This window comes from Vicinamibacterales bacterium, from assembly GCA_036504215.1.
GTDB lineage: Bacteria > Acidobacteriota > Vicinamibacteria > Vicinamibacterales > Fen-181 > FEN-299.
Window position 1 is genome coordinate 24,132 of sequence record DASXVO010000090.1, and the last position, 15,257, is coordinate 39,388.

Genomic DNA, 15,257 nt, shown 5'->3' on the forward strand with positions numbered 1-15,257 from the left:
CACTCAGGCGAGAGAAACTGGTGCCGGTGCAGGGACTTGAACCCCGGACTCCGCGGATATGAGCCGCGTGCTCTAACCAACTGAGCTACACCGGCGTAAGTAGCCAGTTTATCACGGCTTTTCGCTTCCCTCAACCAACGCAGCCGCGAGGAGCGGGATCAGCAACTCGTGGTGCCCAAGCAGGTAGTAGCCACGTCCGACACCGAGCGTGGGTCGCGTGACGACGTTGACCTGGGGGCGGTAGAGGCGGGCGAAATCGAACACCACCGTCGTGAGGCCCGCGAGCGACGCCCCTCGATTCCGTGCGAGCGACACGGCCTTGAGGAAGACCTCGGGCAGCACCACGGCGGACCCGCAGTTGAGATACGCTCCGCCTTCGAGCCGGGCCACGCTCGACGTGAAGTACCTGAAGTCGCGGAGGCTGCCTTCCCCGATGGCGGCACCGGACGCCGCGGGATGCATGTGGATGATGTCGGTGCCGATCGCCACGTGAACGGTCAGTGGAATGCCGAGCCGATGCGCCGCGGCGGCCAGGCTGGCGCGTTCGTGCTGCGGATGGCGATCGCAGAGGAACTTGCCGACCGCCTGTCCCAGGCCGAGGCCGCCGGCCACGCCCGCGTTGATGGCGCCATTGAGGAGGCGGCCCGTCTCGTCGGCCATGCCGAACTCTCCCTCACCAAGCGCCACCTCGACGTCCTCAGATGTCGCACCCGACAGCGCGATCTCGAAGTCGTGGATGAGGCCGGCACCATTGGTGGCCAGCGCCGACACGAAGCCGCGCTCCATGAGGTCGATGAGCACCGGGGACAAGCCGGTCTTGATGACATGCGCACCCAGACCCCAGATGACACCCCTGCCCGACGACCGTGCGGCGAGGAGCGCATCCACCACGGCGCGGAAGTCCGCGGCAGCGAGGATTGATGGCAGCGAGTCGAGGAAACTGGCGACGCCGGAACCCTTCCGATACGGCGACGCAAAATCCTCGACGCGCGTCTTGCTCTTGCGGCTCCTCAGGGGATAGGTCCGGATCGCGGACAGGTCGAATTCCTCGTACGGAAACGCCATGACGGGCCTCCCGGGGGAGTGTACAGCAAGTGGGAACGGATGCGGTCAACGCAGCGCTCGCCGGGTGCGCAGCGCCAACCTTGGTCCCTGTCCGTGCGTCCTGCGCGTGCTCGGTGTGACCCGTGATCCCTCCTGCTCCCGCGTGTCATTCGACGTTCGAGCCCGCGGGGGCCGCAAAGGCCGCTGCCTGCCGATCACACGATGAGCATGGCATCGCCGTAGCTGTAGAAGCGGTAGCCTCGGGCGACGGCTTCGCGGTAGGCGGCGAGCACGGCCTCGCGTCCTGCAAACGCGCAGACGAGCATCAGCAACGAGGAACACGGCAGGTGGAAGTTCGTGAGCAGGCCGCTGACGACGCGGAACGTGAAGCCCGGGTGGATGAACAGGTCGGCCAGTGCCGCCCCCTCACCCACACGCCCGTCGCCGGCCGCAGCGGCGGCCTCGAGCGCCCGCGTCGTCGTCGTGCCCACGCCGATGATGCGGCGCCGCGTCTCGAGCGCCAGGTTGATGGTCGTCGCGGCATCGGGCGAGATGTCGAACCACTCCGGGTCGACCCGGTGGTCCTCGACCCTGTCGACGCGCACGGGCTTGAATGTGCCGTACCCGACGTGCAGCGTGACCTCGGTCCGCTCGACACCCCGCGTTCCGAACTCCTCGAGCAGCCGCGCGGTCAGATGCAACCCGGCCGTCGGCGCCGCAATGGACCCGCGCGAACGCGCGTAGACGGTCTGGTAGCGTTCCCGATCTGCCGCCTCGTCGGGCCGGTGGATGTAGGGGGGCAGGGGTATGTGACCGATGGCATCGACAATCACGTCGACGTTCGCGCCGCTCTCGGCCCACAGCCGCACGGTCCGTCGTCCGTGGAAATGCTGCTCGAGCACCTCGCCGCGCAGCGTCTCGCCGGCGCCGGCGAAGACGACTCGGGCCCCCGGGTGGAGCTTCTGCCCCGGGTGCATGAGCGCTTCCCACCTGTCCCCTTCAATCCGCCTCACCAGCAGACACTCCACGGCGCCGCCACTGGGATCCCGGCGCCCCAGCAAACGCGCCGGAAACACCCTGGTGTTGTTGACAACCAGCAGATCGGCGGGCCGAAGCAGGTCGGGCAGGTTTCGGACCGTCGTGTGCGCGACGATCGACCCGCTCGCGCGGTCCAGCACGAGCAGGCGCGCCGCTTCACGGTCAGCCGACGGCTGCTGGGCTATCTGGTCGGGGGGAAGGTCGAAGTCGAAGAGAGAGACGTCCACGCAATGAGTGTACTGCGACAAGGGCTCGGTGCGCGGGAAGGTACTGGGTGCTATGTGCTATGTGGTGAGTGCACGAATCATGGTCAACCCACGTGAACTCAGGGTCTGGACATCTTCCTGGGGTCAGAGCGTGACAAATGAAGCACGTTCTCGCGCCGCGCTACCACCCCGGGAAGATGTCTAGTGAACGACCGGACGATGGACCCGGCGCAGTTCGCGCCAGTCTTCGGCGAGGATGGACCACATCAGCTGGTCGAAATACTGGCCCCGGCACCAGAGGCCGCGGCGGAGGACGCCCTCAGGCACGGCGCCCAGCTTGCGTACCGCACCATTCGCCCGGCCGTTCTGGACGGCCGCGCGCCCTTCGAGCCGATGCACCTGCACGTCGTCGAACAGGAAGTCGAGGAGAAGACGCGCCCCGGACACGAACAGCCCGGTGCCCCAGAACGGCGAGCCGATCGCTGCGCCCCATTCGGCCGCCCTGAAGTCGGTCTCGAGCGACCGAACTTGGAGGATGCCAATTGCCACATCGCTGCCGGCCGGCACGACGGCATAGCAGAAGCACCGCCCCGCGATGCGCTCCGCGTGGGCCCACTTGATGAACCGTTCGTACCCTGGCACGTCGATCGGTGGCGACGACACGAATCGGCGCACTTCGTCGGTGCTGAGCATCGAGAAGAGCGACGTCGCGTCGGACAGGCGCAGATCGCGAAGCGTGACAACGTCGTTGGACAGGACCGGAAGCCCCGCGCGCCAGCCCGGCGCCGTGGCGACCATCGACTTGGTCGTCTTCGTCGCAACCGTTGCCACCTGAGGTTCGGACTCCGCCTGTTGCGGCATCTGTTCCATCATCGATCTCCGCCCGGCTGGGCGCTGGTGGTTTGCATTCCGTCGGGTTCACCGGCCGCGCTTCTCGTTCCCCAGACGATATTCGTGCCCCAGACGATGTTGTCGAGCGTGCCCCACACGATGTTGGTGGCATCGAGATGCCCCCAGACCGTGTCCGTCGGGCCACCAGCACGCCCCCACGCGACCTGACCGCTACCCGCATCGCCGATGCCCACGAGGCCCGTGCCCCAGACGATGTTGGTCCCCCAGACGATGTTCGTGCCCCACACGATGTTCGTGCCCCACACGATATTCGTGCCCCACACGATATTCGTGCCCCACACGATGTTGGTGCCCCACACGATGTTGTCGAGCGTGCCCCACACGATATTCGTGCCCCAGCACGGGTCGTTGGCGTAGAACACCGTTCCCGGCACCTGCCAGGCGCCCCACAGGATGGTCTGCGACCAGGGCCACGGCTCGCCGGCAATCGTCGTGACCGGATCAGGCTGCGGTGCAATCCAGGCGGCACCAACGGGCATCGTGGGATCGATGTCGCCAGCCAGTTCGATGGCGCCGGCCGCGTTCAGGGTTCCGCCGCCGACAGTGAGGCGGTCGTAGTCGGCACCGTTCTCGCCCTGCAAGCCGAGCGCGCTGAACTGGAGCAGGGCCTTGAGCGCATTGGCCGACAACCTCGGCGCCTGGTGCGTCCACGCGGCCTGGCTGGTCATGTCGCCGGTGCGGTGGCGATTCGCCTCGATCGCGAGCGCCACGACGCCCGTCGCCACGGCCGTTGCCATGCTGGTGCCGGTGAGACGGAGGTACCGTCCGCCGAACGCACCACTCACCCGCAGCGCGGGGTAGTTGTTGTAGAGGGTGGACCCGGAAGCCGCCACGGAGATGAGCCGGTCTCCGGGCGCAACGATGTCCGGCTTGGCGAACGCGTCGTACCACGTCGGTCCGCGCGAACTGAACGGCGCCATGGAGTCGTCCGACCGGGCGCTCGTCCCCTGCGTCAGGAACGCACCAACGGTGATGGCCGACGGCGCGTTGCCGGGCGACGTGATGCCCCCGTAGCCCGGTACTCCGGTCGTCGAGTTGGTACCGATGTTTCCGGCCGCTGCGACGACGACCAACCCCGCCCGGCTGGCCTGCTCGATGGCCTGCACGAGGGGATCGGAGGCAGCCGGCTCGTAGATCGGGTGTCCGATCGACAAGTTGATGACGTCGATGCCGAGACGCGCCCGATGTTCCGTGATGTACTCGATCGCCCTCATGACGTCGCTCGTCCGGCCCTGGCCACTGGCATCGAGAACCTTGAAGACGATGAAGCGAACGTTGGGAGCTACGCCCCGGTACTGCATCGCCGATCCGAGACCGTTGCCTCCGATAAGGCCGGCAACGTGCGTGCCGTGGCCGTAGTCGTCGTAGGGAGCCGTTCGCCGGAAGCCGCCGTCGGTCAGGTCGTAGAACGCCCTGATGCGGCCGTTGAAGTCAGTTGAAGGAGCGATGCCCGAGTCGATGATCGCAACCCCGACGCCCGAGCCGGCAGGCGAGGCGTCGGTCAGCCCGAGCGTCGATCGAAGCACGTTCTCGGGACCGTCGAACCAGTCCGCCAGCGACGACAAGATGCCGGCCGGGTGGATGACGGCATCCGACGACACCGACTCGATGTCCGGATCGGCAGCCAGCGCGGCCAGGTCGTCCCCCTGTACGTCGAGCGTGACCGCGTCGATTCCCGGATGCTCGGCCTGGACGCAATAGCCGCGCGCGGACATCGTGCGGCTCAACGCGACGCCGTGTCCGGATCGGGCCCGTACAATGACACGTTGAGGCCCGGTGGCCCGGCTGAGCGCTTGCTGAAGCGCGAGATCGACATGGGCGGTTCTGTGCTGCGCGAAGGCTCGGGGGACTGGCCCCAGAAGGGCAACGGCCAACAGCGCTGACACGATGGCTGTGGGAGTATGGCAATTCACGCCGACAATCACAGCAATTCCGCCGCCAGCCGAACATCACCTCAACTCAATGACTACAAGATGTTGATTAATTGTGACTTACGTGAAACGACGTATCGCGGCGTCGCCAGCGATCCAACTCGCTGTGTGCAATTTATGCACATGCGCCCGACGTATGAAGTGAAGATTCTTCAATTCGCTCAATCTTTGCCGCATTGGCAGTGTTCCATAGTGGAACATTTGTTGTGTCTGAACAGGACACGGGCCGCCGACACTCCCCCTTCTCACGGATCCTGCGCGCATTCCCACGCAGGCCGCCTGCCTGCCCACAACTGAGCGAAACCACTCTCAGTAGAAGCAGCTCAGATCGGGACTACCAGATGTTGAATGCCATCTGGGGAAGGAAGAAGGGGGCCAAGCAGATGGAAGGTGGACAGTAAACAACTGAAAGTGCAGAACGAGCGACGGAAGACGACCCGTTCTTCCGCCTTCCATCCTGCACTTTCCCGTCGGCAGGTCGCATTCCACCGATCAGTACGCCCAGCGCAGCAGCACGCCGCCCACGGTGAAGCCGGCGCCGACCGATGCGAGCAGAACCAGGTCGCCCCTCTTCAGCCGGCCTTCGTCGAGGCAGTCGTTGAGCGCCAGCGGAATGGTCGCCGCCGTCGTGTTGCCGAACCGCTCGAGGTTGATGATGACTTTCGACGGGTCGATCCCGAGGCGACCAGCAGCCGCCGTGATGATTCGGCGGTTGGCCTGGTGCGAGACGAACAAGGCGATATCGTCGGCCGACAAGCCGTTGCGCTGCATGATCAGGCGGCTGACTTCCTCGGTCTTCCGCACCGCGAACTTGAACACCGCCTGGCCGTCCTGCTTCACGTAGTGCAGTCGCTGCTCCACCGTTTCGTGTGTCGCGGGGCGCAGGCTGCCGCCCGCCGGCATCTGGAGCGACACCCCGCCGCTGCCGTCGATCTCGTGGGCGAAGTCGAGGATCCCGTACGTCGGATCCTTGGCAGCACTCACGACCACTGCCCCGGCACCGTCGCCGAACAGCACGCACGTCGCGCGATCCTTGTAGTCGATGATGCTCGACATCACGTCGGCGCCGACGACGAGCGCGTGGTTGTGGCGTCCGGTGGACACCATCTGGCTCGCGGTCGCCAGCGAGAACGTGAACCCCGAGCAGGCGCCTGCCAGGTCGAACCCCCAGGCGTGATGCGCACCGATCTTGTGCTGGATCAGCGCGGCGGTGCTGGGGAAGAACATGTCCGGGGTCGTCGTGCCGACGATGATGAGGTCGATGTCGTCCGGGGTGAGTCCTGCCTGCGCGATGGCCTTGAGCGCCGCTTCCTTCCCGAGGTCCGAGGTGGCCACGCCGGGGTCGACGATATGGCGGGTATGAATGCCGGTGCGCTGGAGAATCCACTCGTTCGTCGTGTCGACCATCTTCTCGAGATCGGCGTTGGTCAACAAACGCGGCGGCACGTAGGTAGCCAGGCTCGAAATTTCGGTAGGACGGCCGCAGCCGAGACCGGCCGGCCGATGATCGGGAATACGGGTCTCTTCGTTCGACACTAGTCGATCCTCCTTCGACGCCAACTTCGCTCACGGGCGGGACGCCCGTGCCACTCCTCAGCGCTCACGGGCCAGACGCCCGTGCCACCCCTCATCGCTCACGGGCGACACGCCCGCGCCACTCTTCTCACGGTTTCACCAGAGCCGCTGATCGCGATCCGGCGCGTGCAGGCCGAAGTACTCGTAGGCCCGCGCCGTCGCCACGCGTCCGCGCGGCGTGCGATCCAGGAATCCGATCTGGATCAGGAACGGCTCGTAGATGTCCTCGATCGCATCCTTCTCTTCGCTGATGGCGGCAGAAATCGTGTTCAAGCCCACCGGACCGCCGCCGAACTTGTCGATGATCGTCCGCAGCAGGCGCCGGTCGATCTCGTCGAATCCGTTCTCGTCCACCTCGAGCAGTTGCAGGCCCGCCAGGGCGACTTCGAGCGTGATCTCGCCGCTGGCGCGCACTTGCGCGTAGTCGCGGACGCGCCGCAGCAGGCGATTCGCCACCCGAGGCGTGCCGCGCGACCGCCGGGCCAGCTCGCCGGCCGCCGCATCGTCGATCGCGACGCCGAGGATTCGTGCCGATCGCCGGACGATCTCCTCGAGATCGACCGGGGAATAGTAGTCCAGGCGATGGACGATCCCGAAGCGTCCGCGCAGCGGCGACGTCAGCAGCCCGGCGCGCGTCGTCGAACCGATCAGGGTGAACTTCGGCACGGGCACCTTCACCGACCGGGCGCTCGGTCCCTGACCAATCATGATGTCGAGCTGGTAGTCCTCCATCGCAGGATAGAGGATCTCCTCGATGGTCGGCGGCATGCGGTGAATCTCGTCGATGAAGAGGACCTCGCGTTCCTTGAGGTTCGTCAGCATCGCGGCGAGATCGCCGGGCTTCTCCAGCACCGGTCCGGACGTCGACCGGACCGGCACTCCCATCTCGTTACCGATGACGTAGGCGAGCGTCGTCTTCCCGAGACCGGGCGGGCCGTAGAGGAGGACGTGATCGAGCGCTTCGCCACGCTGACGCGCCGCGGTGATCGACACCACGAGGTTGTCGCGGACGCGCTCCTGCCCGATGTACTCGTCGAGCGTGCGCGGCCGGAGCCCGGCCTCGAATTGCACGTCCTCATCGACGCGCGACGGCGTGATCAACCGGGAATCGGACATGGGAGAAAGACTATCTCGCCAGCTCGTGGAGTGCCTGCTTCAGCATCCGCTCGAACGAGCGGTCGCCGGGCCGCTTGAGCGCGGCGTCCACGGCATTCTCGGCAAGAGGGCGATGATACCCCAGATTGAGCAGGGCCGAGACGAGATCCGACCGTAGTGAGGCCTCGCTTCCAGGGATGCCGGCGGCCGTCAGTTCCGCGGTCAGTTGCGGTGGCAGCCGGTCCTTCAATTCGAGGCCGATCCGCTCGGCGGTCTTCTTGCCCACGCCAGGAATCCGCGTGAGCCGTCCGACGTCGCCCGCCTGGACGGCGCGCACGAGGTCTGCGGGATCGATTCCCGACAGCACCGAAATCGCCAGACGCGGTCCGATCCCGCTGATGGCAATCAACCGCTCGAACAACTGCTGCTCGAGCGGCGTCCCGAACCCGAAGAGCTGCAGTGCATCCTCGCGCACGTGCGTGTGGATCCGCAGCGAGACAACGCCGCCGGGCTCCGGCAGGCTGTAGAACGTCGAGAGCGGGACCTGCACCTCGTATCCGACGCCCTGCACGTCGACGATCAGGCGCGTTGCCTGCTTCTCCACGAGGCGGCCGGTGAGCAGGGCGATCATGGACTCTGGGCTCTACTAGGCTCTGGGCTCTACTGGGCTCTGGGCTCTGGGCTCCGGGCGGGGGGTCTCGGAACGATGTCCCGCCCGGCCGCCTATGCGCCTCTCCGCCTGAAGCTTCTCACTTCTCACTTCTCGCTTCTGACTCCCGGCTTCTCGCCTTCGGGCCGGTAATCGCGCCACGAGCGCGGCTTGCCGCGGGTGCTCGCGGCCATGCTCGTCAGCACGCCGCGCGTGGCCTCGGTGCCCTGGCTGTGCAGGTGGCAGATGGCCACCGCGAGCGCGTCGGCGGCGTCGTCGGGCGTCGGCACTTCGGTCAATCCGAGCAGCAGCCGCACCATCTCGCCCACCTGGTGTTTCTCCGCGCGACCATAGCCCACGACGGCCCGTTTGACCTCGGCCGGAGTGTATTCCACGACCGGGTACCCGCCCTCGACAGCGGCAAGCACGGCCACGCCGCGGGCGTGACCGAGCTTGAGCGCGCTCCGCACGTTGACCGCATAGAACACGCTCTCGATCGCGACGCACTCCGGCCGACAATCGGCCAGGAGTGCGTTCAACTGCTGATGAATCTTCAGGAGTTGCTCGGGGAAGCCGTTTCGAGGAGACGTCACGATCGCCCCGCAGGCTACCAGCCGGTGCCGGCTGCCATCGGTCTCGACGCACCCATAGCCGGTGCGCTCGGAGCCGGGGTCGATCCCGAAGACCTTCACGAGAGCGAGGCCTCTATCTCCTTCTCGTCCACGTCGAAGTTCGACCAGACGTGCTGGATGTCCTCGTGATCCTCGATCACGTCCATCAACTTCAGCATCGACTGGGCTTCCTTCCCCGTGAGCTTGACGTATTCGAAAGGCACCATCGCCACGGCGGCGCTCACCGGCTCCACCTCGAGCTTGCGGACCGCCTCACGAACGGCCTCGAATGCCTCGGGAGCCGTGAGGATTTCCCAGCTGTCGTCGTCGTCCAGCATGTCGTCGGCGCCCGCCTCGAGCACCGCGGCCATCAGGGCCTCCTCGGCCACCTTGCTCTTCTCGACGATCAGCTGACCCTTCTTGCTGAATTTCCGCAGCGCGGTGTTGCGGTCGGCCATCTTGCCGTTGTACTTGTCGAGCATGTGCCGGAGTTCGCCGACCGTCCGGTTCTTGTTGTCGGTCAGCCCCTCGAGGATGATGGCTGTGCCGCCGGGCCCGTAGGCCTCGTAGATGACTTCTTCGTAGTTGACGCCCGGTTCCTCGCCTGTGCCGCGGCGGATGGCCCGCTTGATGTTCTCGGCGGGCATGTTGACCGCCTTCGCATCGGCAATCACCGTGCGCAGCCGGGGGTTGCTGTCGGGGTCTCCCCCGCCCGCCCGGGCAGCCACGGAAATCTCCTTGATGATCCGGGTGAAGACGCGGCCGCGCTTGGCGTCAGCGGCGCCCTTCTTGTGCTTGATTGTGTGCCACTTGGAATGGCCAGACATGCTGGAACTCCAGAAAAAACGGGAGGAAAACGGAGGGGGGATTGTACCACAGGCCCATCGGAGAGGGTAGTAGCCGTCTGCCAGGCTTCCCCCATGCTACCGGCTCCAGGCAATCTCGAGCGTGCCACGCAGTTGGCGCCGAATCGGATCGTACGTCCGGCCGAAGTCGGCACGTTCGACGTCGCGCTGGATGCTGCGGCCGTTGTTCCGTCCCGTGATGTTGAACACCTTCAGCCCCAGCCGCGCCGGGATGCCAAACGGCATTGTCAACGCCTTCTCGACCGCCACGTCGAGCGAGACGAACCGCGGGAACCGCGCGTCGTTGCGCCGACCCACCACGTCCCAGTTCTCGTCGATGCGGGTGAACGGGAACCCCGATCGCACTTCGATGAACGGGGACACCGTCATGCGCCAGGGCATCGAGAGGATACCCCAGGCCAGGAACCGGTGCGGGATGTCGGAGCGTGTCGCCCCCCGCTGGTTCTCGATCACCTGGGCAGTCGCGGCGTTCCCTGCCACGGTGTTGAGGTCGTTCAGGTCAGCCGTCGTCTCGGACCGGACGTAGGACATGTAGAACTGGTGCATCCCGTGCGCCGACCGGAAGCCGGCCGTCAGTTCCAGGCTGCGAACGTGGGATTCGCCGTCCGCAGAGAGCCGGAGTTCCCCTTCGGTCGCCGAGGTGACCACCGGTCTGACGACGAGATCGCGGCGCCCAAAACGTTCCTGGTAGACCGCACGGAGCATCCAGGCCGAGGTCAGGGCGTGATCGACTTGCGCGGTCCAGATGAACGCTCGCGGCATCGCCAACGGACCCCTGACGCGGTTGGTGTAGAGACGCCAGGACCCGACGGACCGACTGAATGTATCGAACAGCCGCTCCTGACGGGACTGCTGCTGGTCGAAGATCGACGAGGAGAGGATCGGTTTGTCGCTGAAGACGCCGGCGCTGCCACTGAGCTTCGTCTTGTTGGCGCGCACATCGTAGGCCCAGCCCATCCGCGGCCAGACAGCAACCCCTGGCACGGCCGAACTCGTGTCGAGACGGACGCCGGCATCGAGACGGAAGCCCGGCCGCACACTCCACGCGTCCTGGATGAACAGGCCGACCTCGCGGGCTGATGCGTCGAGCTTGCCTGCTCCCGTGAATTCGACCCGGCGCGCCAGCAAACCGTCACTCCGGAGATAGTCCACGGGCCGTGCCGTCGCGACGCCGTCCACCGTGGCATACGACACCAGACCGCCGCCCTTGAGAAGATGCTCGCCGTGCGCGCCCTTGACGGGCTGCGACCATGTCGCGCTGGCCTCGACCCGGTAGGCCTGGCGGTCGATGCTGAGGTAGTAGCTGCCGAACGTCCGATCGTGGCCGACCTGGTAGGGCCACGATCCGTAGGGCACCATCTCCAGCGCATGGCGCCTGACGTGCACGCGCGCCTCGAGCGTGGAGCCGTTCCCGAGCGCCATGCGATCGAGCACACCGACGCTGATGCCCCCGGTGTGAAGGTCCGGCACGGTCGCCGGCGGTGTGAAGGCGCTCATGCCGAAGTGCTGGACGCGGTCCGGGAAGGCCGCCACCCGTGCGATGATCTGATGCGGCCCCGAGGGCTTGATCTCCAAACGCGTGAACGACGTCCAACTCTGGGTACGGCTGTCGCGCCTGCCCTCGACCGTCTCGAACTGGAATCGCTCCCAGCGGTACTCGAACGACTGCGCAATCCAGACCTTCCCCTTCGCAATGGGCCCGCTCAGACCGACAACCGGATTCCACGACTCGAAACCGGATACGCCGCGGTCCTCCGAGAAGCGAGGCCGCGGGAACAGACCGAACACGTTGAAGCGGAAGGAATCACCCGCGGCTTTCGTGATGACGGTGGTGATGCCGCCGCTGCCAGGTCCGGCTTCGGCGGGCGGGGATGGCGTGTAGACCTTCACCGAGTCGATCGACGTGATGGGCACGGTGAGGCTCGGCTGTCCGGACACCGGATCGGTCTCGCGCATCCGGTCGACGAGCACCGTTCCTTGCGACGCCCGCGCGCCCGACATGCTGATGAGACCATCGGGGCCGCGGACGACGGAGGGGAGGAGCGGCAGCGCCGAGTCGTAGCGCATCCCCTGCACCGGCGCCATCTTGATGATCTCGTTGTCCACCGTGGCCGGCGCACTCGGCTCGGCGACGGTCATCACCCGCGGCACCTGCGCCACCACTTGCGTCTCGGTGGTGAACGCGCTCAGTTCGAGCACGACGTCAACCACCAGCGGTTCTGCCGAGACGAGCAGGTTCGCTCTGACCGCCGGACCAAACCCCTCGAGTTGCGCCGTCAACGCGTACCGGCCGAATGGAACCTGGAAGTCGTAGTGCCCGACCTCGTCGGTGTGCGTCTCGAGCGGCGTGCCCGCGTCGTGCGACAGCATCACGGTGACACCCGGCAGCGGCAGACCAGAGGCATCGAGCACCCGCCCGTGGACGCGACCACGCGCGGTCTGCGCCGACGCCGAGGCGGTCACGCCAAGGAAGAGGGCGAGGAGAAGCACCGTGGAGGGACGCCACATGACGAGAACGATTATGCGGCGATCGGACATTCGATGCCAGACCGATCGTGTGACGCGCGTTGCGCCCGGGCGCTGGCCTTCCACTGAACAGCTGCCGCGGAATCCCCACTCGACCGAGACCGCGAACCCGGCGGCTTCGGCGAGGCCCGCCGTCCCCGCGTGCGCGCGGCTATCTTGCGGCCGGCCAGGCAACCGGCTGAAACCGATGACCGTCCCACGAGAGCACCGCCTGGGCTTCGGTGAGTTCGCCCTCGCCGAGCGCGTGGTCGACCCTGTGGAGCCCTTCCCAGTGGCGGTGCAGCGCGATGTACTGGTCGCTGAACGACACCTCCACCGGCTGGAGGTCCGGCGAGAAGTCATAGAAAACGGTCGCTGCGCCAACCGGGTTCTCGGCGACGCCGAGCCCCTGCTCGGCGACGACCCGAAGACCCGCGCGGTCCAGCCTGACTTCCTGCACCGAGGCGTTGCCAACGACCGATCGCTTGAACTCGAGTTGTGGGAACACCAGAAAGACCGCGGGGCCGCACCGTCGCCGTTGCCCGCGGCCATCAGCCGGCGCGCTTCGGCGGTTGCACGCCAGGAATCGATCTCGCTCGGGATCGCCGAGACCACGTCACCGTCCGACATGCGGCGGACGGGAAGCCCCTGTTCCTTGCGGACACGCCAACTGCGGCCGCGCCACGGCCCCTCACCGCCGCGCCGCGAGGAGGAGCCACACGTCGGCCCGCAGGTCCCACGCACGGCCGCGATAGTCGCCAAGGACGGCGGTCACGACGAAACCGGCCTGCTCCACACGGGCCACCATCTGCGGCAGCGGCAGGGTGCGGAAGGTCAGCGAAAAGGTGCGGCGGCGGCGTTGCGACCCGCGGCGTTCGTTGTATTCCTGGTCGAAGGTCGTCAGCCTGCGGCGCCGATCCTGTCTGACCGACTCGATGAGCGTCACGTGCGAGCCATCTCGCCGTAACTTTCCGCGGAAGCGCACGCGCCGCTTGTACTCATCCCACGCCGGAACGTCGGGCACGAGGTCGATGCCGAAGGTGCCATGGCGGGGCAATACCCTGGCCACTTCGAGGAGCGTCTCCTTCAAGTCGCGCTCCTTGGTCAGCGACTGGAGGATGCCGTACGGCGCCATGACCACCGTGAAGGCGCCGTTCGGGAACGGCAGCGCACGGATGTCGCCAAGCACCAGGCCTGGCCGATGCGCCTTCAGCAGACGACGGGAGCGCAGGCGGTTATAGGCCAGCATGGCGGGTGACCGATCCACACCCACGATTGGCACGCCGGTGCGCGCGACCGGGATCGTGACGCGCCCGGTTCCGCATCCCAACTCCAGCACCGGCCCGCCTTCGCGCCGCGCCAATTCCTGCCAGAACTTCACATCCTGCCGGCCCATCGTTCGCGCGTTCTCCCAGTCGTAGAACGGCGCGTACTCGTCCCAGCCCTTCCAGCCTTCCATTGGAGACCCCGTGTGGTTGCGCGACCCGCCCGCGCCGGCCGTCCGGCACCGGAATGATACTATCTGCCGATGCTTCCCCCCGACGATCCGCTCGAATCGTGGCGGCCGGAGTTCCCGATCCTCGACCGCACACTTTACATGATCAGCAACTCGCTCGGCGCGATGCCACGGGGAGCAGCCCGCTCTCTGGCCGAGTATGCCGACATGTGGGCGACACTCGGCGTGCGCGCGTGGGAAGAGCGCTGGTGGGAAATGGCCGCCGAGGTGGGCGACCGTGTTGGCACCATCATCGGAGCACCCTCAGCGTCGGTGAGCATGCACGACAACGTGACGACTGCGCAGATGGTCGTGCTGTCGTGCCTGAGGCCGGAGGGGCGCCGCCGCAAGATCGTCTGTTCTGCGGCCGACTTCCCCTCGATGATCCACCTCTATCGGGCTCAGCGGGATCTCGGCTTCGAGTTGCAGGTCGTGCCCGCGGGCGACGACCTGAACGTGACCGAGGACCGGCTGGTCGAGGCCATCGACGATGAGACGCTGCTCGTCGCCTTCTCGCACGTCCTCTTCCGCACGTCGTTCATCGTCGACCCGAGACCCGTGGTGGAACGCGCCCGGCGGGTTGGCGCACTGACGATGCTCGACGTGTATCAGTCGGCCGGTATCGTTCCGCTGAGCGTGACGGACCTCCAGGTGGACTTCGCGAGCGGCGGCTGCCTCAAATGGCTCTGCGGCGGTCCAGGCAACGGCTTCCTCTACACGCGTCCGGATCTATTGCCCACGCTCAGGCCCCGGTATACCGGCTGGCTCGCGCTGGAGCAGCCGTTCGCGTTCGAAATCGGCGAGGGCGAACTGCGCTCCGACGCGATGCGGATGATGAACGGCACGCCACCGATTCCCGCGTACTACGCCGCCCTTCCCGGCCTCGAGATCGTGCGGCAGGCGGGCGTCGATCGGATCCGCGAGAAATCCAGGCGGATGACCGCCCGTCTGCTCGCGCGCGTGGACGAGCGCGGATGGCGGACGCCCACGCCGCGGGATCCCGAGCGGGTGGCTGGCACGGTGGCGATCGATCTCCTGGACGCCCTGCCGCTCTCGCGGGCGCTCAAGGCTCGCGACGTCCTGGTGGATTACCGCCCACGCGTCGGCATCCGCGTCTCGCCGCATTTCTACAACACCGTCGAGGAAGTCGACCGGCTCGTCGACACGCTGGCGGGCATCGTCGAGTCGGCGGACCAGGGCCCGGCGACGGCTTCCCGGGTCACATGAGGCGGGGTTGAGGACAATCCGGGCTGGGGCGCCAGGCAACCACGCGGAGCTCGAATTGGACGGTGGCGGTCGGAGTCGCGCCGGCCCTTGGCACCCCACCCGC

General features: G+C 66.7%; 13 protein-coding genes and 1 tRNA gene. 1 reads left to right on the top strand and 13 read right to left on the bottom strand.

Features of this window, described 5'->3' with window-relative positions; all coding sequences use genetic code 11:
- Window positions 1-18: 18 nt before the first annotated feature.
- The 13 genes from VGK32_23900 to VGK32_23960 all read right to left on the bottom strand — a co-directional run bounded on the left by VGK32_23900 (window position 19) and on the right by VGK32_23960 (window position 13,891).
- Window positions 19-95, bottom strand: a tRNA-Met gene (locus VGK32_23900).
- Between the two features lie 16 nt (window positions 96-111).
- The gene (locus VGK32_23905) at window positions 112-1,065 is read right to left on the bottom strand and encodes a hypothetical protein (protein HEY3384816.1); all 954 of its coding nucleotides are present in this window, start codon (window positions 1,063-1,065) and stop codon (window positions 112-114) included.
- Between the two features lie 194 nt (window positions 1,066-1,259).
- Window positions 1,260-2,309, bottom strand: coding sequence for a tRNA preQ1(34) S-adenosylmethionine ribosyltransferase-isomerase QueA (gene queA, locus VGK32_23910; GenBank protein ID HEY3384817.1), 1,050 nt, complete (start codon window positions 2,307-2,309; stop codon window positions 1,260-1,262).
- Window positions 2,310-2,489: 180 nt separating this feature from the next.
- Window positions 2,490-3,161, bottom strand: a complete 672-nt coding sequence (locus VGK32_23915; protein HEY3384818.1) for a GNAT family protein — start codon at window positions 3,159-3,161, stop codon at window positions 2,490-2,492.
- A complete protein-coding gene (locus tag VGK32_23920; GenBank protein ID HEY3384819.1) occupies window positions 3,158-4,915 on the bottom strand; it encodes a S8 family peptidase in 1,758 nt (585 codons plus the stop codon). Before VGK32_23920 ends, VGK32_23915 begins: the two co-directional genes overlap by 4 nt.
- Before the next feature lie 708 nt (window positions 4,916-5,623).
- A complete protein-coding gene (locus VGK32_23925) occupies window positions 5,624-6,667 on the bottom strand; it encodes a beta-ketoacyl-ACP synthase III (protein ID HEY3384820.1) in 1,044 nt (347 codons plus the stop codon).
- A gap of 135 nt (window positions 6,668-6,802) precedes the next feature.
- Complete coding sequence (gene ruvB, locus VGK32_23930) at window positions 6,803-7,822, bottom strand: Holliday junction branch migration DNA helicase RuvB (protein ID HEY3384821.1); 1,020 nt, start codon at window positions 7,820-7,822, stop codon at window positions 6,803-6,805.
- Between the two features lie 10 nt (window positions 7,823-7,832).
- Window positions 7,833-8,432, bottom strand: a complete 600-nt coding sequence (gene ruvA, locus VGK32_23935) for a Holliday junction branch migration protein RuvA (protein ID HEY3384822.1) — start codon at window positions 8,430-8,432, stop codon at window positions 7,833-7,835.
- 125 nt (window positions 8,433-8,557) lie between these two features.
- Window positions 8,558-9,142, bottom strand: a complete 585-nt coding sequence (gene ruvC, locus VGK32_23940) for a crossover junction endodeoxyribonuclease RuvC (protein HEY3384823.1) — start codon at window positions 9,140-9,142, stop codon at window positions 8,558-8,560.
- Complete coding sequence (locus VGK32_23945; GenBank protein HEY3384824.1) at window positions 9,139-9,888, bottom strand: YebC/PmpR family DNA-binding transcriptional regulator; 750 nt, start codon at window positions 9,886-9,888, stop codon at window positions 9,139-9,141. The genes ruvC and VGK32_23945 overlap by 4 nt, the downstream gene beginning before the upstream one ends.
- A 96-nt stretch (window positions 9,889-9,984) precedes the next feature.
- A complete protein-coding gene (locus VGK32_23950) occupies window positions 9,985-12,435 on the bottom strand; it encodes a carboxypeptidase regulatory-like domain-containing protein (GenBank protein HEY3384825.1) in 2,451 nt (816 codons plus the stop codon).
- Between the two features lie 169 nt (window positions 12,436-12,604).
- Complete coding sequence (locus VGK32_23955; GenBank protein HEY3384826.1) at window positions 12,605-12,940, bottom strand: hypothetical protein; 336 nt, start codon at window positions 12,938-12,940, stop codon at window positions 12,605-12,607.
- 183 nt (window positions 12,941-13,123) lie between these two features.
- Window positions 13,124-13,891, bottom strand: a complete 768-nt coding sequence (locus tag VGK32_23960) for a class I SAM-dependent methyltransferase (GenBank protein HEY3384827.1) — start codon at window positions 13,889-13,891, stop codon at window positions 13,124-13,126.
- Window positions 13,892-13,960: 69 nt separating this feature from the next.
- On the opposite strand from VGK32_23960, the gene VGK32_23965 reads away from it, so the two are divergent.
- Window positions 13,961-15,154, top strand: coding sequence for an aminotransferase class V-fold PLP-dependent enzyme (locus tag VGK32_23965; GenBank protein ID HEY3384828.1), 1,194 nt, complete (start codon window positions 13,961-13,963; stop codon window positions 15,152-15,154).
- The last annotated feature ends 103 nt before the right edge of the window (window positions 15,155-15,257 follow it).

Bases quoted from the DNA above. Each gene is read 5' to 3' on its own strand.
- VGK32_23905 (HEY3384816.1), bottom strand. From the start codon at position 1,065: ATGGCGTTTCCGTACGAGGAATTCGACCTGTCCGCGATCCGGACCTAT.
- VGK32_23915 (HEY3384818.1), bottom strand. From the start codon at position 3,161: ATGATGGAACAGATGCCGCAACAGGCGGAGTCCGAACCTCAGGTGGCA.
- VGK32_23920 (HEY3384819.1), bottom strand. From the start codon at position 4,915: ATGTCCGCGCGCGGCTATTGCGTCCAGGCCGAGCATCCGGGAATCGAC.
- ruvB (HEY3384821.1), bottom strand. From the start codon at position 7,822: ATGTCCGATTCCCGGTTGATCACGCCGTCGCGCGTCGATGAGGACGTG.
- ruvA (HEY3384822.1), bottom strand. From the start codon at position 8,432: ATGATCGCCCTGCTCACCGGCCGCCTCGTGGAGAAGCAGGCAACGCGC.
- VGK32_23945 (HEY3384824.1), bottom strand. From the start codon at position 9,888: ATGTCTGGCCATTCCAAGTGGCACACAATCAAGCACAAGAAGGGCGCC.
- VGK32_23950 (HEY3384825.1), bottom strand. From the start codon at position 12,435: ATGTGGCGTCCCTCCACGGTGCTTCTCCTCGCCCTCTTCCTTGGCGTG.
- VGK32_23960 (HEY3384827.1), bottom strand. From the start codon at position 13,891: ATGGAAGGCTGGAAGGGCTGGGACGAGTACGCGCCGTTCTACGACTGG.
- VGK32_23965 (HEY3384828.1), top strand. From the start codon at position 13,961: ATGCTTCCCCCCGACGATCCGCTCGAATCGTGGCGGCCGGAGTTCCCG.